Raw genomic sequence first — 18,860 nt, 5'->3', positions numbered from 1 at the left:
TTCCGGCCCTTGATCGGGCCGGAACCCATATTTTCGGTGACTCCAGCGGTGGTGGACGAATGAACGCAATTCTCGCCCAACTTTTGAATGGTCTGGACAAGGGCGGCGCCTATGCGCTGATTGCCTTGGGGTTGACGCTGGTGTTTGGCACGCTGGGCGTCGTCAATTTCGCCCATGGCGCCCTGTTCATGCTGGGCGCTTTTTGCGCGGTGGCCTTTCGCCAGTTGATCACGCTGGAAACAGTAACCCTTGATCCAGAAAAGCTGTCGCCCTGGGGCGCACCGCTCGAAATACGAACGCCACTGGCCCAGAGCTGGTTTGGCGATTTTGGTGGTGTGCTGATCGAATATTCGGTGCCACTGTCGATCCTTTTGGCCATTCCGGTGATGGCCATTATCGGCATTGCCATGGAACGCGGCATCATCAAGCATTTCTACAAGCGCAGCCACGCCGAGCAGATATTGGTGACCTTTGGCCTGGCCATTGTGTTGCAGGAACTGGTCAAGGCGATATTCGGCGCCAATCCGATTTCCCAGCCGATGCCATCAGTATTGCGCGGGGCGGCGGATGTGGGTGTGTGGCTGGGGATGGGCCCCAATGTCCTGACTTATCCATGGTGGCGGCTAACCTATTTTCTTTTTGCCACGGCCATCATTGGCGCCGTGTTTGCATTCTTGCGCTTTACCACCTTCGGGTTGGTGGTGCGGGCAGGTATGGCCGATCGCGAAACCGTGGGATTGCTCGGCATCAATATTGCGCGCCGATTTACCATCATGTTCGGTCTGGCAGCGGTGGTCGCGGGGTTGGCCGGGGTGATGTATACGCCCTTGGTGCCGCCGAATTATCATCTGGGGATGGACTTTCTCGTGCTCAGTTTCGTCGTTGTCGTGGTGGGCGGCATGGGGTCGCTGCCGGGGGCGGTGGCGGCGGGCTTTTTGCTCGGTATTTTGCAGAGTTTTGCCTCGATGACCGAGATCAAGTCGATCCTGCCGGGCATTGACCAGATCATTGTCTATCTGACTGCCGTTATCGTGTTGCTCGTGCGACCACGCGGGCTGTTTGGGCGGCGCGGCGTGATGGAGAGCTAGGCCATGACAATGACTGCCAAAACGCTCTTTGCCATGTCCCGCCGCGATCTGATCACTCTGGTGATTTTCACGCTGGTGGTCCTGGCCATGCCTATGTGGCTCAGCCCGTTGGGCGCGGCCTATCCCGGCCTGATGCAAAAATTTGCCATCTACGCGATCTTCGCCCTGGGCTTTAATATCCTTTTTGGCCTGACCGGCTATCTCAGCTTTGGCCACGCCGCCTTTTTGGGAGTGGGTTCCTATACTGCGGTATGGTCATTCAAGCTGTTGAGCATGGATGTCATTCCCGCCATTATATTTGCCGTCATACTGTCGGGGATATTTGCGCTGGCAATTGGCTATTTGAGCCTGCGGCGCACCGGTATTTATTTTTCCATCCTGACGCTGGCCTTTGCGCAGATGAGCTACAATCTGGCCTATTCGGTGCTGACCCCGATCACCAACGGAGAAACCTCGCTGCAACTGAATCTGCGTGATCCGCGGGTGCTCGACCTGGCCTTTGCTCCCCGGGCGCCGGGCCTGCCGAGCGCCAGTCTTTTTGGGCACACATTTTCGGGGCTGGAAGCGTTCTATTTTTGCGCCGTGGTGCTGCTGATCGCCTTTTTTATCGCCCAGAAGATCTTTTCATCGCCATTCGGGATGATGCTGCGAGCGATTAAATCGAACCAGACGCGGATGAATTATGCCGGGTTCAATACCCGCTCCTACGCCATGACGGCGTTTGTGATTTCGGGCATGTATGCCGGCCTTGCCGGGTCACTGCTGGCCATAACCGATCCGCTGGCGGGGGCGGAGCGGATGCAGTGGACGGCCTCGGGTGAAGTGGTGCTGATGACCATTCTGGGCGGCGTCGGCACGCTGATCGGACCGGTAATCGGGGCGTGGCTGATCAAATATTTCGAGAATATTTTCTCGGCCTTCAATGATTCGGCGCTCCACCATTTCTTTGGCTTCGTGCCCGATGGACTGCGCGAAGTGGTAGTGGCGATCAGGCTCCAAATTTGTTGGCGAAGGCTGGCAATTGACCCTAGGCCTGCTGTTCGTGCTTGTCGTCGTGTTCCTGCCCGGCGGGATCATGGAAGGGGTTCGGCGTATTCGCGGCCTGTTCGGCAGTGGCCCGACCCCGCAACAGGGCACTGTTTCGCGCCCGCAGGCGGCGGAGTAACGCCATGAGCCAGTCCGATGCCAACATCGTTTTGCACGTGGCCGATGTGCACAAGAATTTTGGTGGCCTGCATGCGCTGGCCGACATTGATCTACAGATCGAAGAGGGCAAGACCCACGCCATTATCGGGCCGAACGGGGCCGGCAAATCGACGCTTTTGAACGTGATCATCGGGCGGCTGGCGCCATCGCGCGGGGCCGTGGTTTTTGACGGGAAGGTTCTGACCGGCAAAAAACCCCATGAGATCAACCAGATGGGGGTGGTCCGGGTATTTCAGACACCTGAAATTTTCCCCGAACTGTCGGTGTTGCAAAATGTGATGGCGCCGGCGTTTGCAAAACGCGATGGCGCGTTCAGGGCCAATATTTTCATGCCGCTGGACGCTGAAAAAACCATCCGCGACGAGGCGGAAGACATTTTGAACAATGTCGGCCTGTTCGAGCGCCGCCAGTCCCATGCCGGATCACTGAGCCGGGGCGATAAACGGCGAATGGAACTGGCCATGTGCCTGATCCAGCACCCAAAACTATTGCTTTTGGATGAACCAACCGCGGGCATGTCGCGCCACGATACCAATACAACCATCGCCCTCCTTCAAAAGATCAAAGCCAGTGGCATGACCAAGGTGATTATCGAACACGACATGCATGTGGTGTTCTCGCTTGCCGACAGAATATCAGTTCTGGCGGGGGGCGGATAATTGCCGAAGGGCAGCCCGACGCGGTGCGGGGCGACCCAAAGGTGCAAGAGGCCTATCTCGGCGGCTCCTACGAGCCAGAGGAGGCGCACTGATGAGCACGCTGGCCATGGATAATCCCGCCGCGCCGACAGGGCAGAGTGCGGAACAGCCGTTTTTCATCTGCCGCGATATTCACGCATTTTATGGCGAAAGCTATGTGGTGCAGGGGGTGAGTTTTGATGTGCGGCACGGGGAAGTGCTGGCACTGCTGGGGCGCAACGGGGCCGGCAAGACCTCGACGCTGCGCACGATTGCCCGGCTTGAGAATCCGGCGTTGCAGCGCGGTGACATCTGGCTGGATGGGCAGCCGGTTCATGCGATGAAATCCTTTGAGGCGGCGCGGGCCGGTATTCAGCTGGTGCCCGAGGATCGGCGGATTATTCAGGGGCTGACGGTTGAGGAAAATCTGACACTGGCACAGGTGGCGCCGGGCACCGGCTGGGACCTTGACCGGGTATTGAGCCATTTTCCGCGGCTGGCCGAACGGCGCCGGCAGGAGGGCACGACGCTTTCAGGGGGCGAACAGCAGATGCTGGCAATTGCCCGGGCGCTGATGCGCAATATCAAGCTGCTGTTGCTCGACGAGCCTTATGAGGGACTGGCCCCGGTGATCGTGCACGAAATCGAGACCATCGTGAACGAGATCAAGGCGCTGGGGATTACCACGATCATTGTTGAACAAAACGCCGTCGCCGCACTCCGACTGGCCGACCGGGCGGTCATACTCGATACCGGCGAAGTGGCCTTTACCGGCACCGCCAACGAGGTGCTCGACAACGCCGAACTGCGCCAGCAATATCTGGCCATCTAGCCGCGCCAAAGCCCCGGTTGGCCAAAAGCTCGGCCGCCGGTTGATCCCCAAATTTTTGCCGCGTTGAGCGGCCAGGGCGAGATCTTGTCTCGTCGCGGGTCTTCCGCATTTTTTTGAGTGAGACCAGGTCTCGCCCCAGCGGCCGGATTTTTTATTCCATAGAGGCGCTTGGCGGGTAACGGCCATGATCCCGCGTTGTCGCTGCACCTGTCTTGGCGCTGCAGCGCTCAACGTTATCCCGGCGAGGGAAGATAACAGGGCACCAAAATAGAACCTGGGCCCAAACGACTTCGGACCCCCGACCACCCCGCACTCATCACTCGTCATGATCGCGCTCTGGCGCAAGGCTGGGATGAATTATGGGGGAGTGCTAAGGGGGCGGGGATATCTTTTTTGGTTTTGTTTTTGATGCTGACGCCATAGCGGAGGCATTTTCGCCGGGGCCATGCCGAACTCTGAATGTCATCCCCGCGAAGGCGGGGATCCATTGTGAGAACACGGGATAGTGGGTCGATAGGCGATCTGGCGGGCGGAAAAACTTCACGATGGGCCCCGGGTCAAGCCCGGGGTGACAGTCGGTGAGGGGGTGTGTAACGCGTGGTGACAGAATCGGTGGCGCGTGATTGCATCGAGGAATGGGCAATACGTACTTCGTTTACATGATGGCCAGTCACCATACCGGCACGGTTTATGTCGGCGTTACCAACGACTTGGTCCGTCGCACCCATGAGCATCGCGAAGCGCTGTCGGCGGGATTTGCCAAACGGCATGGCCTGAAAAAGCTTGTCTGGTTTGAAGTGCATGAGGACATCGAGCAAGCCATCCTGCGCGAAAAACGTATCAAGAAATGGCGGCGTGACTGGAAGGTCGAATTAATCGAGGAGAACAATCCCGATTGGCGCGATTTGTGGTGGGAGATTACAGGACAGGGTTAGAGGGACTAATGTTCGCAGGGCAATTCAGCCGATAACACCGCGTGTCATCCCCGCGAAAGCGGGGATCCATTGTGAGAAGAGGGGATCGCGGGTCGACAGGCGGTGTGGGGAAATCTCACGATGGGCCCTGGGTCAAGCCCGGGGTGACAGCCGGTGGGTGGGGATGTAGAAGTGGATAATGCGGACACTGCCCCGCCCTGCGCGCATAGCGCTTCGGGCTTGATCAACTAAAATCGCTCCACCGGAGCGATTTTGCCTTTGGCACATCGATCAGTGCGCCTCATCCCAATTCCCTGCTGCATGCGCATCCACGGCGATGGGGACGGAGAGGCGGACGGCGGGTTCGGTGGCGGATTCCATGATGTGTTTGATGGCGGGGATCGCCAATTCTTCGGTGCCGGTGGGGATTTCGAAGATCAGTTCGTCATGGACCTGCAACAGCATGTCGGCTTCGATGTTTTGCGCTTTTAGCGCTGGCTCCATGCGAATCATGGCGCGGCGGATGATATCGGCGGCAGAACCCTGAATGGGGGCGTTGATCGAGGCGCGTTCGACAAAGCTGCGTTCGGCGGGGTTTTTGGAATTGGCGTTGGGGAACTGGATCTTGCGACCGAAAATGGTGGTGACAAAGCCCTCGGCTTTGACGCGGCGGCGCTGCTCTTCCATATAATCCTTGATGCCGGGAAAACGATCAAAATAGGTTTTGATATAATCGCCGGCCTCGGCGCGGCCGATGCCCAATTGATTGGCCAGGCCAAAGGCGGAAATGCCATAAATAATGCCGAAATTGACCGCCTTGGCGCTGCGGCGAATATCGGACGGCATGTCCTTTACCGGCACGTTGAACATTTCTGACGCGGTCATGGCGTGAATATCCAGCCCTTCTTCAAAGGCGGTTTTCAAGGCACCGATATCGGCGATATGGGCGAGCACGCGCAATTCGATCTGGGAATAATCGGCGGAGACAAGTAGCTTGCCGGGAGCGGCGACAAAGGCAGTGCGGATTTTGCGGCCATCGGCAGTACGCACCGGAATATTTTGCAGGTTCGGATCGTTGGAGGAGAGGCGCCCGGTCAGAACCGAGGCCTGTGAATAGGAGGTATGGACGCGCCTGGTGCGCGCATTGATATAGGTGGGCAGGGCATCGGTATAGGTGCCCTTGAGTTTGGTCAGTTGGCGCCAATCAACAATGGTGCGGGCCAGCGGCACGCCCTTGAGGGCCAGCCCTTCCAACAGGCCCGCGCCGGTCGCCCAAGCGCCGGTCTTGGTTTTGGTGCCGCCTTCAAGGCCCATTTTTTCAAAGAGGATTTCGCCCAATTGCTTGGGGGAACCAAGATTGAAACTTTCGCCAGCCAATTCGTGCGCCTCGGCCTCAAAAGCGGCGGCGCGCTGGGCGAAATCGCCCGACAGGTGCGACAGGATCGAGCGATCCACCGAAATGCCGCGTGCTTCCATGCGTGCCAGAACCGGGGCCAGCGGACGTTCCAGCGTTTCATAAAGCGTTGTGGCGCTTTCGGCGACCAGACGCGGTTTGAGCACATGCCAGAGGCGCAGGGTAATATCGGCGTCTTCGGCGGCATAGCGGGCGGCGGGCGCGATTTCGAGCCTGGTCGAAGGTTTTTTGCGCCTTGCCCGTCCCTGCCAGCTCGGCAAAGGCGATGGTTTTGTGATCAAGCCAGGCGTCGGCCAACACATCCATGCCATTATAGCGGGCGCCATCGAGCGCATAGGAAATCAGCATAGTGTCATCAATGGGCGCCAGCGTAATGCCGAAGCGGAACAGCACGCCCATATCGAATTTGAGATTTTGGCCAATCTTGAGGACGCCCGGATTTTCGAGCACTGGCTTGAGAACCGCCAGCACGTCGCGAATGGGCAATTGGCCTTCCATCAACCCACCTTGGTCAAGCAGGCTGGCGGCCCCATTGGAGTGGCCAAGCGGAATATAGGCGCCATTGCCGGGTTCAGTGGACAGCGAAATGCCGACCAGATCGGCGGCCTGATTGTCGAGGCCCGAGGTTTCGGTATCGACCGCGACATGGCCCTTGGCCACGATCATTTCGACCCAACGGGCCAATTGATCCATCTCGGTAATGGTTTCATAAGCGTCATAATCGACGGGGATGGCCTTGATTTTTTCATGCACCTGCCGGGCATGGAGCGCGGCGCTACCGCCGGGCGTATTGGAATCGGCAAGCTTGGCCTTGGCGACCGATAGCGAGGTGGATTTTATGCCCTCAAGCCCGCCAGCGCGCAGTTCGGGATCGGCCTCAAAGGCGTCGGGATCAAAATCCTCGAGCCCGGCAATGCGCTTGATGATGGTGTTGAATTCCATCGCCTTGAGGAACGGCACCAGCTTGGCGCCGCTGATCGGCTCGCGCAGCAAGGCATCAAGGGGCAATTCGACCGGCACTTGTTGCTCGAGCGTCACCAGGCGCTTGGAAATGCGGGCATTTTCGGCGTTCTCGATCAGTTTCTCGCGGCGCTTGTTCTGCTTGATCTCATGGGCATGAGCCAAAAGATTTTCGAGATCGCCATAGGTGGTGATCAGTTCGGCGGCGGTCTTGTAGCCAATGCCGGGAACCCCCGGAACATTGTCGACACTGTCGCCGGCCAGCGATTGCACCTCGATCACCTTGTCGGGGCCGACGCCGAATTTTTCGATGACCTCATCCACCCCGATCCAGCGGTTCTTGAGGGTATCGAGCATTTTTATCGAGCCATCGGGTTCGACCAGTTGCATCAGGTCCTTGTCGGTCGAGACGATGGTGACCTTGCCGCCCGCCGCTTTCATCTGACAGGCATAGGTGGCGATGATGTCGTCGGCCTCCCAGCCTTCCTGCTCGATGCAGGCAATCGAAAACGCCTTGGTGGCCGCCCGCGTCAGGGGAAACTGGGGCACCAGATCCTCCGGCGCCGGCGGGCGCTGCGCCTTATAGGCGGGAAAAAGATCGTCGCGGAAGGTCTTGCCCTTATGATCAAAGATCACCGCCATATGGGTGGGCGCATCATCGCCCTTCATATCTTCGGTCAGCTTGAACAGCATGTTGCAAAAGCCCGAAACGCAGCCCACAGGCAGCCCGTCCGACTTGCGCGTCAGCGGCGGCAACGCGTGGTAGGCGCGGAAAATATAGGTCGAACCATCGACGAGCAGCAAATGCATGAAGGCGAATCCCCGTGGGTAGTGGGGCCAGTTTAGTGCATGCGCGCGGCGTTGCCTATTTGTGGGGCTGAAATAGTCGATGTAAAATATTATTGACATGATGTTGGCTTTGCCTTACATCGGCGTTGTCAAACAAACTTTACATCGGAGCCGGAAATGTCGTGGGAAGAAAAAAGCACCTGGATCATGGGGGTTGTCTCGGTCGTGGGCTATGCCGTCTATCTGGGGCTGCTGCTGCCAGCGGTGCCGAGCGCAGGTGGTCTGGCTGAAGCGCCCTATGTCGCCAGCATGCTCTGGACCATTGGTGGGGCCATCATTGCCTCGATCATTCTGCATATTCTGGCAGCGGTGATTTCGCCCCAGGACGCCAACACCAAGGATCAGCGCGACCGCGAAATCTATCGGGCCGGTGAATATATCGGGCAATCGTTCGTGGTTATCGGGGCGCTGTCGGCGATGATCCTGGCCATGCTCGACATCGACCAGTTCTGGATCGCCAATGCGGTCTATCTCTGCTTTGTGCTCTCGGGAATCCTGAGCACTATTGCCAAAATCGCCATGTATCGGGGATTTCATCCATGGTGAAACCCACAAGGCTGACCAACGAAATTCGCACCTTGCGCTTTAACGCCGACGAAATGACCCAGGCCGAACTGGCCCGCCGGGTTGGCGTGACGCGCCAGACCATCATCGCCATCGAGCAGGGGCGCTATTCGCCCACCCTCGAAATGGCCTTCCAGATCGCTCGCATCTTTGCGGTGCCGCTTGAAGATGTTTTTCAATATCCAGAAGACGCAGGAGAAATTTTATGAAAGCCGCAGTTCATCACAAATATGGTGCCCCCGAAGTCATCGAGATCGTGGACATGGAGCGCCCCGAACCCAAGGCGGGTGAGGTGCTGGTCAAGATCCACGCGGCAACCGTCAGCAGCGGCGATGCGCGGTTGCGCGCCTTTGACATTCCCAAGCCCTATCGGCTGATCGGTCGCCTGATCTTTGGCATCACCAAGCCGCGCAAGCCGGTTCTTGGATATGATTTTGCCGGAACCGTTGCGGCGCTCGGTGCGGGGGTCACCCGGTTCAAAGTGGGCGACGCGGTTTTTGGCAGTCACGGCTTTGGCAGTCACGCCGAATATAAATGCGTGCCCGAAAAAAGGCGATCACCCACATGCCAGAGGGGATGCGGTTTGAAGAAGCGGCGGCGATCCCGTTTGGCGGACTGACCGCCCGCTGTTTCTGGCGTCAGGGCAAATTGGCAGCCGGACACAAGGTTTTGGTGATTGGCGCGTCTGGCGCGGTGGGGTCGGCGGCGGTGCAGCTGGCACACATTGCCGGTGCCCACGTTACTGCCGTGTGCAGCGCCGCCAATGCGGATCTGGTGAGCCGTCTCGGCGCCGATGAGGTGATTGACTATAATAGCGAGGACTTTACCAAGGGAAGCGAACGCTACGACATCATCTTTGATACGGTGGGATCAGTCTCCTTTGCAGAAGGCCGCAAAGCGTTGACGCCGGAAGGGGTGTTCATGGCCGCCATCGCCCGAAAAGGCGATATGGGTGCGGGCTTCAAGGCAAAGTTCAATTCAAAACAGCGCCTGATCGCCGGGAGCCTATCCCGAAACAATTGAAGATATCGAAGCACTGCGCGACATGGCGGCGGCGGGTGACTATGTGGCGGTCATCGACCACGAATATCGGTTCGATCAGATCGTTGAGGCGCATCGCCGGGTCGACAGCAAGCGCAAGCGGGGCAATGTGGTTGTGTCAATGGTTCCGAAACTGGCCATTGCGGCCTAGCGCAAGCCGGTTTCCTTGAGCAGGCCCTTGCGCTTGGCGTCATAATAATAGCCACGCGCATAAAAACGCACTGCCTGATCCTCGTTGCCGTCAGCCGTGATATAGGCGCCGCGCAGGTATTTGACTGCATAGCGCAGATTGTTGTCGGCGTTGAGCAGGCCGGTGGCGGTGCCCGAATAGCCCATGCCCTGGGCGGTATCGTGCCGGATCTGCATCAGCCCCCAATAGGGACCATTGCGGGCGCCGGGATTGTAATTGCTTTCGCGCACAATGACCCGGCGGATCAGGCGCTCGGGCACCTGATATTCGTCGGCATATTTGAGGATCAAATGATCAAGTTCGGCGGGAGCGCCGGGCGGTGGGGCAAAGGCCGAGAGCGCGGCCACGGCTTTGGGTGAAGCGCCAGCGCTGGCTGTCTTGGTGCTCGAACAGCCTGCCAAAAGTGCTGCCGTCAACAGCGCGGCGCCCACCAGAACTGCTTTTTGTTGCCAAACTGCCAAAATCACACGCTCCACCAAGGGCCGACCCCATACGGCACCATTTGCGCCAATAGGCCCGAAAAGGGGCAGCTTCGTGGCAAAGTTACGGCTTAGCGTTCCAGCCCGTCCGAAAGCGTCAGTCCATTTGCGCCCAATCGGGCCGATATGATGCCGCGCGCCGGGATCGGCAGGCTCGACCCAGCATGACTGATGGCGTCGGCAATCCCATCAAGCTCGACGGCGCGGATGATCGCATCGTCGCCATCCTCGGCCATCTTGAGTGTGCCGATGGCGCTGGTGTCTGTGGTAATATCAAGCCACTGGCCAGCATGGGGCGCGGTGCCATCGCGCGAGACATGCGGCGTGGTGACCACCGGCTTGTTGAGTGCATCGGCAGCGGTTGCAACCTGTTTGCGTGTTAGCGCAGGTGCGCCGAACAGGTGCAGAGTAAAGGTCTGTTCGCCTTGATCCATATAGCGATAATGCGCGCCCGGCTCGAGGGCAATCGGGTCATGGTGGGCAAAGACCGGGGAGCGGACAGCGGTGATGAAAAGCGTGCCGTCGAGCGCGGCATAAGAATATTTGGCGTCATTGACCAGCCCGACAACATGGGTCGGCGTTGTAGCGCGGACCCAGCGCTGGCCCGGCACTTCGCGCCCATTGTCGGGGCGCGCGTCCCAACCGCCCGCCACTTCATATTCAAAACGCTCGGCCCCCAGCGGATAGGCAAGACGCAGCAGATGGCGACGTTCGTGCCAATCGAGATGAACCCGCAGTTCAACCGGCAAATTACCATCCTCGGGCAGCACGATCATCGTGGTCATGCTCGAAGAACCGTGCGCACTGACCAGCTTGATGGTGGTGCGGACCGGGCCCGCGTCAATGGTGCTGGTCGAGATCAGTTGCATCGGTACGCCGACAAAGCCAAAGCGATCCGTGCCATGGCTCCAGGTGTCGCTATTGTCCTCAACCACAATGGCCTGATGTCCAGCACCGGCAAGCAGTTCAATCCCGGTCAGCCTGTTGGTGAGGCTGGCAATGGCACCGGTTTCGGGATCGATGGTCAGGGCATACCCTGCCGTGGCAAAATTGAGCGCATCGCTGGGCGCGCCGAACCCGACGCCGGGGGCCGTGATGCCACGCGCCGCATCAACAGCAAAACGCAAGACGCGATAGCCATAGGCGGGGACATCGAGGTTAAAGCCGATCCGTTGCAGCCCGGTGGTCTTGCCATGAGGATCGATATATTGGAACGGGATCGAATGGCCCGCTTCATCCAGGAGCACCCGACGCGACACGTTGTCCTTGTCGACCCATGGCTCGGCCTCGACCAATCCATTGGCGGAGGTACCGTTGAAATTCATCACAACGAACGTTGCGTCCGTCGGGTCCAGCGGGCGGGCGATGGTGCGGTCAAGCTGACGCACCGCATCGTTGAGCAGATCCTCGGCGCCGACGATTACCATACTGAGGTCGCGCTCTGAATCGAGGCAGGCACTTTCAAGGCTGGTGCCGCCAAGCGTGTCGTGGAACTGATTGAACAGCAATTTGCGCCACAGGGTTTCAAATTGCTGGCGCGGATAGGGCAGCCCCAACTGGCGATGCACAATGGTGGCGCCAGCTTCGGCCTGTTCGAGCAGGCTTTCGGCCTTTCGATTGAGGGTTTTCAGTGCAGAAGCGACGGCATAGCAGCCGATGGCGTGAAACTGCAATTCGCCCTCGACCCGTGGCAGATCGGTCTTATCGACCCCGTTGAAAAGGCTCTCGGGATCGGAGAATTTGAGGTTCTCGCCCTTTGCCAGCCGCGCCTCGATCTCGGTAATATTTTCGATTGTCGGGGCGCCGCCATGATTGCCAACGCCATAAAAACACATGAAGGCATGACCGCTTTCGGCGATCTTTTGCTGATGCCGGTCGATCTTTTCGGGCAGCGGCAGTTCGCGCTTGGAGGTGTTGTAGGCCCCCTGAATGCGAAAGGCGGTTACAACTGATCCATCCGGTGACGCCCAGGTGAACAATTCGGCGGGCAGGTCCATTTCGTGCGGGCCGGGGCGCATGAAAGTGTAGCTGGTGGAGCCGGTGTGCTGAAGCAGCATCGGGAAGGTGCCGGGATGGCCAAAACTATCGACATTGTAGCCGGTGGGGACCTCGACGCCGAATTTCTGGGCGAAATAGCGTTTGCCATAAAGCGCCTGACGAATGACGCTTTCGCCGGAAGGCACGTTGCAATCGGGCTGTATCCACCAACCATTGACGACGACCCAGCGGCCTTGCGCAATGTAGTGCCTGATGCGTGCAAAAAGCGTTGGTTCGAGCCGTTCGATCCAATCATATATGTGGGCCTCGCCCTTGGTGAAAATGAAGCCTTCGCCTTCATCGAGCCGATCAATGGCGGCCCAGCAGGTGCCAATGGCTTCGGCGCACCCTTCCTGCCAGCGCCACAACCACACCGGGTCAAGATGGGCGTTGCCGATCAGATGCAGGGTTGGCGCGTTGTGTGATGGCGGCGTATTCATGGGCGCGGTCTCGTAGATGGTCGCGGATTATCAATTGAACGGGAACGCTGGCTAAAGCGCCATGGCCCGTTCGCGGGCGTTGCGAATATGGGCTTCGATCGCTTCGGCGGCGCGCAGGCGGTCGCGCGACAGGATGGCGTCGATCACCGCCAGATGATCGCCAAAGGCGGCGGGCAACGTGGTTTCGCTCAACTTGATGCGGTCCAGCTTGATCAGCCGGATGCGGATCGAATTGGCATTGTAGGCCTGGATCAGCAATTCATTGTCGGTGGCGGTGACCAGAACATCGTGGAAGTTTGTATCGACGTCCTGCCCCTCGGCCAGCAATTGCGCGCTGGGATTGGCACCGAGCCGTTCGATGATGTCGGTGTGCAGGCGGCGCTGCTCCAACAATATCTCGTCGGGCATGGATTTGACCGCCGCCAGCACAACCTCACGCTCCAGCGCCATGCGCATCTGGAAGGCGTCGCGGATCATGGGCAGGTCAATGACGGTAATCTGGATGCCGCGCTGGGGCATGACATGCAATAGCCCCTCGGCTTCCAGCCGGGGCAGCAATTCGCGCAGGGCGCCAATCGACAGGTTCAGCAGGACCACCAGATCCTTTTGCGACAGCACCTGGCCGGGACGCAAATTGCCGTCGAGCAGGGCCTGCTGGAACTTGTCATAGGCCAGCTTTTTGACCGAGGTGAACGAGCGGCGTGCGCCGCCGCTGGTGTCGCCCGGATTGGCATGGGCCATATGACAACTCCCGTTTCAGATCGTTTCGCCCAATAGTTCAGGCGGCGTTACCGGGCACAAATCCGGTTTTGGCGAAGGCTGCAAGCACGGCGGTGGCTTGTGCACTGTTCAACCCCTGCAATGGTGGGACCGCCCGCAGCCACGCTGCGTCATCATAGATCGCCGCCAGCGCCGCCTTGAGCGCCAGCATGCCGCCATTGCTGTCAACGGTGCCAATGCGCTGGGCGGCATACTCGCGCAGCGTTGCGGTTTCGGGGGACGTTGGAGCGGCGTAGATTTTGGCGAGATCGGCGCAAAACACATTGGGCATGCCCCCGATCATACCGGCACCGCCCGCCGTAACCAGACCGGGCATGACCCGGTCGTCGCCGGTAAAGATCGAGAGGTTTGGATAGCGTTCCGCCAGCATGACGGCGTTGGCGGCAACCCCGGTTGAGTCCTTGAGCCCGACAATGGCAGCGCCGAATTTGGCGATCAGTTTGTCGATCAGTTCAGGGGTATAGGTGATACGGCTAAAGCGCGGGATGTTGTAGAGCAGGATGTCGATGTCGGGGCGGCCCGCGCGGGTCATGGCATCATCGATGAAGGCAACGATGCCCTCGTCGGTTGGCGCATCGTAATAAAAAGGTGGCAGCACCAGCACACCGCGACAGCCCAAAGCGGCGGCGGCGGCGATCATCCGACCAGCCTCGTCGGCGCTCGGGGTCATGACCGAGGGAATGTGGCGCGCGAGGTCAGCGCCCTCGGCCTTGAGTTGCTCCAGCGCTGCGACCTTGTGCTGGCTCGAGAGTGAGGCGCCCTCCCCGGTGGTGCCAAAGGTCGAAACAAAACTGCAACCGGTGCTCAACAACCGCTCGCAATGGCGCGCCAGACGTGCCGCATCGATGTCAAAACTCTTGGTAACCGGGGTCGTTACGGCGCTTATAACACCGCACAGATCGGAATTTGGCACATTTTCCTCCGAGATTTCAATATGTTATAAAACTGATACAATCAGTTATGCAATCAACTATCACATCAGTGTTTACATCAGTCCAATGATGTTGCAAAGTCCGTTTGTCAAATTGAGCCTGTCTCGGCCCGGTCGCTCCAAACCTCGATCACTCTGGGCAGGGCAGACGAATAACCCCGGAAAGGGAGGAATATGAAAACTCTAATGCGCAGTGCGCTTGTCGCACTTTCAGCTGTGTCCTTTGCCGCCATGGCAATCGGCGCGGCTCAGGCACAGGATCCGATCGAGCTGAAATTCACCACCGTTTCCGTGCCAACCGATCTGCACACCCAGGCGATGAAGGTGTTTGCCGACAAGCTGAACGAACTCGAACCCAATCTGTTCGATATCCAGCTTTATGATTCCGGCTCGCTGTTCTCGCAGAATGGCGATCTTGATGCGTTGCAGCGCGGCAATGCGGAAATGGCCTATGTGTCGTTCCAGCTGATTGCCGACGCCATTCCAAAATTCGGCCTGTTTACCGCCGGCTACCTTTTCCAGAACGCTGACCATTATCGCAAGGTGATGGATTCCGATCTTGGTGCCGAATTCAAGCAGACGGTGTCGGACGAGATGGGCATCCAACTGCTCGACGTGTGCTATCTCGGCACGCGTGAATTGAACCTGCGCCGCGAGCGTGATGTGCAGACGCCGGCTGATCTCGATGGCATCAAACTGCGCATGCCCGGTTCTGACGCGTGGCTGTTCCTCGGCGAGGCGCTTGGTGCAAACCCGACACCATTGCCATTCTCGGAAGTTTATCTAGGCCTGCAGACCGGCACGATCGACGCGCAGGACAATCCCCTGCCAACTGTTGATGCGGCCAAATTCTATGAAGTCACCCAGCAGATCGTTCTGACTGACCACCTGGTCGACGGGCTGCCGATGGCCGTCAATAACCAGACCTGGGATCAACTCGATGAGACCCAGCAGGCTCATATGGTTGAAGCGGCGCACGTGGCCTGCGATTTCAACAATGAAAAGCGCTATGCCGAAGAAGCGCGGCTGGTCAAATTCTTTGAAGAAAAGGGTCTTAAGGTCACGACCCCTGACGTTGCTGCGTTCCGCAGCCATGTGCAGGAGTTTTACCTGACCTCGGACCGCGCCAAGCAGTGGCCTGAAGGCTGGGTTGATCGTATCAACGCCCTGGCTGACTGACACTGAATGTCGCCTGCTACCGCCCATAGGGTCCATACGGGCCTGCTCTGGCTGAAACGGGGCGCCGACGCTGTCGGCGTCCTGTTGTTCATGACCGCCTTTAGCGGTTTTATCGTGCAGATATTCTTCCGCTATGTGCTCAACCAGCCGCTGGCGTGGACCGAAGAAGCCACGATGATCGCCTTCATCTGGACCGTCTTCTGGGCTGCCGCCTTTATGGTGCCGGTGCGCGAGCACGTCACTTTTGACGTGGTCTATGATCTGGCGCCTGAACATGTAAGGCGAATTTTTTCGCTCTGCACCATGGTGCTGCTGGTCGTCGCCTTTGTCATTCTCGTGCCCTATACCCTCGACTATCTGCAGTTCCTGATGCGCAAGAAATCCAATGTGTTGCGCTTCCAGATGACCTGGATTTATGGGTGCTATCTATTGTTCATCGTCGCCTTTGCCATTCAGGGCGTCTGGCGCATCTATAATCTGTTGCGGCCGAACTGGCGCGACCAGATCTGATCCGGAGTGTTTGAATGTTAGTGGCTCTCGCACTGCCGGTGATGCTGATCCTGCTCATTGCCTCAACAGTGGCTGGCATGCCCATGGGCATCGCCATGATCGTTTCCTCGATCTTTTACCTGCTGCTGGCCGGGCGCGATGTCGGGCTGGCCGCCGAACAGGTGCTCAATGGCGTCTTCGGCAATTTCGTTGCCTTGGCGGTGCCGCTTTTCATCTTCGCCGCCAATGTGATGAATGCCGGGCAGATTTCGGACCGATTGCTCAAGTTCGCGCTGGCCATGGTCGGACGGTTGCCGGGCGGGCTGGCGCAGGTCAATATTCTGACCAGCCTGATCTTTTCGGGCATGAGCGGCAGCGCCGTGTCGGATGTGGCAGGCGTTGGCAAGGTTTTGACCAACATGATGATCAAGGACAATCGTTATCCGCGCGGCTTTGCCGGCGCGATCACGGCGACGTCTTCGGTGGTCGGGCCGATTTTCCCGCCCTCAATTCCGATGGTGTTTTACGCGCTGATCTCCTCAACCTCGGTCGGCGCGCTGTTTCTGGGCGGTATCGTGCCGGCGCTGCTGATCGTTGTGGTGCTCGGCATTGTGGTCATGATCATGGCCAAACTACGCGGCTTCCCGGTCGAAGAGGCCATTCCTTTCCGTGCTTTTCCAATGATCATCCTGCAGGCGCTGCCGCCGCTGATGATGCCAATCATCCTGCTGGGCGGGATCTATTCGGGTGCCTTTACGCCCACCGAAGCGGCGGCGGTATCGGCGTTTTATGCGCTGTTACTCGCCATCTTTGCCTATCGGGCGCTGAGCCTGCGCCAGTTCTGGGATGTCGTGGTGTCGACGGTCAAGACCACCGCCGTGGTCACGCTGGTTTTGTGCGGTGCTTTCATCTTCAATTATGTGGTGACGATCGAGCGCATCCCGCAGGAAGTGTTCCTGTTCTTTGACCAGTTCGAGATGAATGCGGCGATGTTTTTCCTCGTCATCAACATTCTCTATCTGGTGCTGGGCTGTTTTCTGGACGTCTCCACCATCATGCTGGTGATTACGCCGCTGTTTATCCCAACGGCAGCGGCGCTGGGCATTGATCTGCACCATTTCGGCATCGTGGTGGTGTTTAACATGATGATCGGGCTGATCACCCCGCCCTATGGCATATTGCTGTTCATCATCAAGGCGTTGAACGGCATACCATTGGGCGAGATGATCCGGGAGATCTGGCTGTTTGTCGGGGTCTTGATTGCCCTGTTGATGGTCATCACCTATTGGCCAGATCTCAGCCTGTGGCTGCCGCGCTATGCGGGGCTATTGGGGTAAGTACCCGCCTGTCTGGCGACACAGGCTGGCTCAGTTGAGCTTGCCCGGCAGGCTCAGATCGCCCGAGGCAATGTCGAACACATCAGTAACGCACAATAGCGGCGCGTGAATGTTGGCATTGACCTGCAGGGCGGCGGTGACCCCGTCATAGGCAGCATCGGCGAGGATGCTCTGGTCGGCAAAGGCCACATTGACGGTGATCTCGGGGCCGTCGAATAGCGGGGTAAATCCGGGGCTGTCGATGAATATCGGCAGGCCGGGCCACGTCGCTGGCATCCGTGGCGTTGTACCCTCTTCGATGTCGCGAACGCCAAGAGCCCCTTCCCCGCACGCGGGCGTTGGCGTCAGTACCACCCAATGACTATGCCATTTGGTGCCGTCATTGGCCGGGTCGCCATCGCCATCCTCGTCAAACAATGGGGTATCGTCAAAATCGGGATGGCTGGTCGCGGCCAGAGCCAATATGCCGGTCTCGCCCTCAAAGCCGACGCTGGACGGATCAAGCGAGGTTGGCCACACATAGGACAGAACCGGTGCGCCTGCCAGATCGCCAACCGGGGTGGGCGTTTCCGATCCAGCGGTGCCATTTGTTGTCATATGGAACGTCACGCGGCGACCGTCGCGATGGGCGTGGGCGGCCAGAATGTCAAAAGCGGCAACCTTGGCAGTGTCGGCGGACGAAATGACCGCGCCCTCCTGGTTGACCGCATGGTTTTCATCGGCGGTTGCAGCGCCCGCCATCAGCAGCAGGCTGGTCGGCACAATTAGAATGGATCTCATCGCGGTTCTCCGGGTTCATCATCGAGGACTCCCTTATAGTAGCGAGTCGCTATTATTGCAATGATAATGTCGACTCGCTATATATTGCGCATGAACCAGTCCCATTATCTGCGCACCCTGATCAATCGCCTGTCGCGCCTCGATGCTGCGCAAGGCTGGGTCGACGATCTCAATCCCACACAGTTGGCGGCGCTGACCTATCTGGCCCATGCCAATCGGTTTTCGCGCTCACCCTCCCATGTGGCCGATTATCTGGGCACCACCCGAGGCACCATGTCGCAAACGCTCAAGGCGCTGGAACGCAAGGGCCATGTCGAGGAGCAACGATCTGAAAGTGACAAGCGCTCGATCTCCTATGGGCTGACGGCGAGTGGGCAAGAGGCCACCGCGGCACCGAGCCTGATGGAAGCGGGACTTGAGGGGCTAAGCCGCGACGCGCGTGACGCGCTGGCGCAATTGCTGACCCGGTTGCTCAAACTATCTCTGGCCGAGAATCAGGGCCGGGCATTCGGCGTGTGCAAGAGCCTGCCGCTATTATAGCCCGGTTGGCGACAAGGCGCGTTGCGCCTTGCTGCAGGTCCCGCTGACGCCCCAAGATAGCCAAATGATCTGCCACGAGCATGTTCCGGCTGAAACCTGATTAAACCATGGTTGAGACATGGGCGGCAGCTGT

16 protein-coding genes and 4 pseudogenes are annotated in these 18,860 nt (G+C 58.7%); 14 read left to right on the top strand and 6 right to left on the bottom strand.

The window, feature by feature from the left end:
• Window positions 1-59: 59 nt before the first annotated feature.
• The 5 genes and pseudogenes from PSQ19_RS15490 (at window position 60) to PSQ19_RS15470 (ending at window position 4,738) form a co-directional block, all read left to right on the top strand.
• Complete coding sequence (locus tag PSQ19_RS15490) at window positions 60-1,088, top strand: branched-chain amino acid ABC transporter permease (protein ID WP_282218466.1); 1,029 nt, start codon at window positions 60-62, stop codon at window positions 1,086-1,088.
• 33 nt (window positions 1,089-1,121) lie between these two features.
• Window positions 1,122-2,253, top strand: a pseudogene (locus PSQ19_RS15485) (branched-chain amino acid ABC transporter permease).
• 4 nt (window positions 2,254-2,257) lie between these two features.
• Window positions 2,258-3,045, top strand: a pseudogene (locus PSQ19_RS15480) (ABC transporter ATP-binding protein).
• Window positions 3,045-3,803 carry an ABC transporter ATP-binding protein gene (locus PSQ19_RS15475; protein ID WP_407649009.1) on the top strand — a complete coding sequence of 253 codons (759 nt, stop codon included), beginning with the start codon at window positions 3,045-3,047 and terminating at the stop codon, window positions 3,801-3,803. The pseudogene PSQ19_RS15480 and the gene PSQ19_RS15475 overlap by 1 nt, the downstream one beginning before the upstream one ends.
• Window positions 3,804-4,438: 635 nt before the next feature.
• Window positions 4,439-4,738, top strand: coding sequence for a GIY-YIG nuclease family protein (locus PSQ19_RS15470; RefSeq protein ID WP_282218465.1), 300 nt, complete (start codon window positions 4,439-4,441; stop codon window positions 4,736-4,738).
• Between the two features lie 270 nt (window positions 4,739-5,008).
• Here the strand turns inward: PSQ19_RS15470 and polA are convergent.
• A pseudogene (gene polA / locus PSQ19_RS15465) lies at window positions 5,009-7,901 on the bottom strand (DNA polymerase I).
• A gap of 156 nt (window positions 7,902-8,057) precedes the next feature.
• On the opposite strand from polA, the gene PSQ19_RS15460 reads away from it, so the two are divergent.
• From PSQ19_RS15460 to PSQ19_RS15440, 5 genes are read left to right on the top strand one after another with little or no spacing between them, the layout of a single operon-like run.
• Window positions 8,058-8,486, top strand: coding sequence for a hypothetical protein (locus PSQ19_RS15460; RefSeq protein ID WP_282218464.1), 429 nt, complete (start codon window positions 8,058-8,060; stop codon window positions 8,484-8,486).
• Window positions 8,480-8,713 (top strand): helix-turn-helix transcriptional regulator, encoded by a 234-nt coding sequence (locus tag PSQ19_RS15455; RefSeq protein WP_282218463.1) that lies wholly within the window; start codon window positions 8,480-8,482, stop codon window positions 8,711-8,713. Before PSQ19_RS15460 ends, PSQ19_RS15455 begins: the two co-directional genes overlap by 7 nt.
• Complete coding sequence (locus PSQ19_RS15450) at window positions 8,710-9,123, top strand: alcohol dehydrogenase catalytic domain-containing protein (protein ID WP_282218462.1); 414 nt, start codon at window positions 8,710-8,712, stop codon at window positions 9,121-9,123. Before PSQ19_RS15455 ends, PSQ19_RS15450 begins: the two co-directional genes overlap by 4 nt.
• Window positions 9,069-9,527, top strand: coding sequence for an NAD(P)-dependent alcohol dehydrogenase (locus tag PSQ19_RS15445; RefSeq protein WP_282218461.1), 459 nt, complete (start codon window positions 9,069-9,071; stop codon window positions 9,525-9,527). The genes PSQ19_RS15450 and PSQ19_RS15445 overlap by 55 nt, the downstream gene beginning before the upstream one ends.
• Window positions 9,523-9,696, top strand: a complete 174-nt coding sequence (locus PSQ19_RS15440; RefSeq protein WP_407649169.1) for a zinc-binding dehydrogenase — start codon at window positions 9,523-9,525, stop codon at window positions 9,694-9,696. The genes PSQ19_RS15445 and PSQ19_RS15440 overlap by 5 nt, the downstream gene beginning before the upstream one ends.
• Here PSQ19_RS15440 and PSQ19_RS15435 read toward each other — a convergent pair.
• From PSQ19_RS15435 to PSQ19_RS15420, 4 genes and pseudogenes are all read right to left on the bottom strand, one after another.
• A pseudogene (locus PSQ19_RS15435) lies at window positions 9,693-10,109 on the bottom strand (transglycosylase SLT domain-containing protein); the annotation flags it as partial. The gene PSQ19_RS15440 and the pseudogene PSQ19_RS15435 overlap by 4 nt on opposite strands.
• Window positions 10,110-10,285: 176 nt before the next feature.
• The gene (locus PSQ19_RS15430) at window positions 10,286-12,691 is read right to left on the bottom strand and encodes a glycoside hydrolase family 38 N-terminal domain-containing protein (protein WP_282218459.1); all 2,406 of its coding nucleotides are present in this window, start codon (window positions 12,689-12,691) and stop codon (window positions 10,286-10,288) included.
• Window positions 12,692-12,742: 51 nt separating this feature from the next.
• Entirely contained in the window at window positions 12,743-13,432 is a 690-nt protein-coding gene (locus PSQ19_RS15425) for a GntR family transcriptional regulator (RefSeq protein ID WP_282218458.1), read from the bottom strand.
• Window positions 13,433-13,469: 37 nt separating this feature from the next.
• Window positions 13,470-14,384, bottom strand: a complete 915-nt coding sequence (locus PSQ19_RS15420) for a dihydrodipicolinate synthase family protein (protein WP_282218457.1) — start codon at window positions 14,382-14,384, stop codon at window positions 13,470-13,472.
• A gap of 192 nt (window positions 14,385-14,576) precedes the next feature.
• Between PSQ19_RS15420 and PSQ19_RS15415 the strand changes: the two genes are divergently transcribed.
• From PSQ19_RS15415 to PSQ19_RS15405, 3 genes are read left to right on the top strand one after another with little or no spacing between them, the layout of a single operon-like run.
• On the top strand, window positions 14,577-15,581 hold the full coding sequence (locus tag PSQ19_RS15415) for a sialic acid TRAP transporter substrate-binding protein SiaP (protein WP_282218456.1): 1,005 nt from the start codon (window positions 14,577-14,579) through the stop codon (window positions 15,579-15,581).
• Window positions 15,582-15,587: 6 nt separating this feature from the next.
• Window positions 15,588-16,091: a TRAP transporter small permease gene (locus PSQ19_RS15410; RefSeq protein WP_282218455.1), complete on the top strand. Its 504-nt coding sequence runs from the start codon at window positions 15,588-15,590 to the stop codon at window positions 16,089-16,091.
• Window positions 16,092-16,105: 14 nt separating this feature from the next.
• Complete coding sequence (locus PSQ19_RS15405) at window positions 16,106-17,407, top strand: TRAP transporter large permease (protein WP_282218454.1); 1,302 nt, start codon at window positions 16,106-16,108, stop codon at window positions 17,405-17,407.
• 30 nt (window positions 17,408-17,437) lie between these two features.
• On the opposite strand, the gene PSQ19_RS15400 is transcribed toward PSQ19_RS15405, so the two are convergent.
• The gene (locus PSQ19_RS15400) at window positions 17,438-18,187 is read right to left on the bottom strand and encodes a hypothetical protein (protein ID WP_282218453.1); all 750 of its coding nucleotides are present in this window, start codon (window positions 18,185-18,187) and stop codon (window positions 17,438-17,440) included.
• 66 nt (window positions 18,188-18,253) lie between these two features.
• Between PSQ19_RS15400 and PSQ19_RS15395 the strand changes: the two genes are divergently transcribed.
• The gene (locus tag PSQ19_RS15395) at window positions 18,254-18,727 is read left to right on the top strand and encodes a MarR family winged helix-turn-helix transcriptional regulator (protein ID WP_282218452.1); all 474 of its coding nucleotides are present in this window, start codon (window positions 18,254-18,256) and stop codon (window positions 18,725-18,727) included.
• The last annotated feature ends 133 nt before the right edge of the window (window positions 18,728-18,860 follow it).

Source organism: Devosia algicola, from assembly GCF_028816455.1.
GTDB classification, from domain to species: domain Bacteria; phylum Pseudomonadota; class Alphaproteobacteria; order Rhizobiales; family Devosiaceae; genus Devosia; species Devosia algicola.
The sequence above is the reverse complement of the archived record's forward strand: the minus strand, read 5'-3'. Positions and strand labels throughout refer to the sequence as shown.

Bases quoted from the DNA above. Each gene is read 5' to 3' on its own strand.
- PSQ19_RS15430 (WP_282218459.1), bottom strand. From the start codon at position 12,691: ATGAATACGCCGCCATCACACAACGCGCCAACCCTGCATCTGATCGGC.
- PSQ19_RS15475 (WP_407649009.1), top strand. From the start codon at position 3,045: ATGAGCACGCTGGCCATGGATAATCCCGCCGCGCCGACAGGGCAGAGT.
- PSQ19_RS15445 (WP_282218461.1), top strand. From the start codon at position 9,069: ATGCCAGAGGGGATGCGGTTTGAAGAAGCGGCGGCGATCCCGTTTGGC.
- PSQ19_RS15410 (WP_282218455.1), top strand. From the start codon at position 15,588: ATGTCGCCTGCTACCGCCCATAGGGTCCATACGGGCCTGCTCTGGCTG.
- PSQ19_RS15405 (WP_282218454.1), top strand. From the start codon at position 16,106: ATGTTAGTGGCTCTCGCACTGCCGGTGATGCTGATCCTGCTCATTGCC.
- PSQ19_RS15490 (WP_282218466.1), top strand. From the start codon at position 60: ATGAACGCAATTCTCGCCCAACTTTTGAATGGTCTGGACAAGGGCGGC.
- PSQ19_RS15460 (WP_282218464.1), top strand. From the start codon at position 8,058: ATGTCGTGGGAAGAAAAAAGCACCTGGATCATGGGGGTTGTCTCGGTC.
- PSQ19_RS15455 (WP_282218463.1), top strand. From the start codon at position 8,480: ATGGTGAAACCCACAAGGCTGACCAACGAAATTCGCACCTTGCGCTTT.
- PSQ19_RS15450 (WP_282218462.1), top strand. From the start codon at position 8,710: ATGAAAGCCGCAGTTCATCACAAATATGGTGCCCCCGAAGTCATCGAG.
- PSQ19_RS15425 (WP_282218458.1), bottom strand. From the start codon at position 13,432: ATGGCCCATGCCAATCCGGGCGACACCAGCGGCGGCGCACGCCGCTCG.
- PSQ19_RS15400 (WP_282218453.1), bottom strand. From the start codon at position 18,187: ATGAGATCCATTCTAATTGTGCCGACCAGCCTGCTGCTGATGGCGGGC.
- PSQ19_RS15395 (WP_282218452.1), top strand. From the start codon at position 18,254: ATGTCGACTCGCTATATATTGCGCATGAACCAGTCCCATTATCTGCGC.
- PSQ19_RS15415 (WP_282218456.1), top strand. From the start codon at position 14,577: ATGAAAACTCTAATGCGCAGTGCGCTTGTCGCACTTTCAGCTGTGTCC.
- PSQ19_RS15470 (WP_282218465.1), top strand. From the start codon at position 4,439: ATGGGCAATACGTACTTCGTTTACATGATGGCCAGTCACCATACCGGC.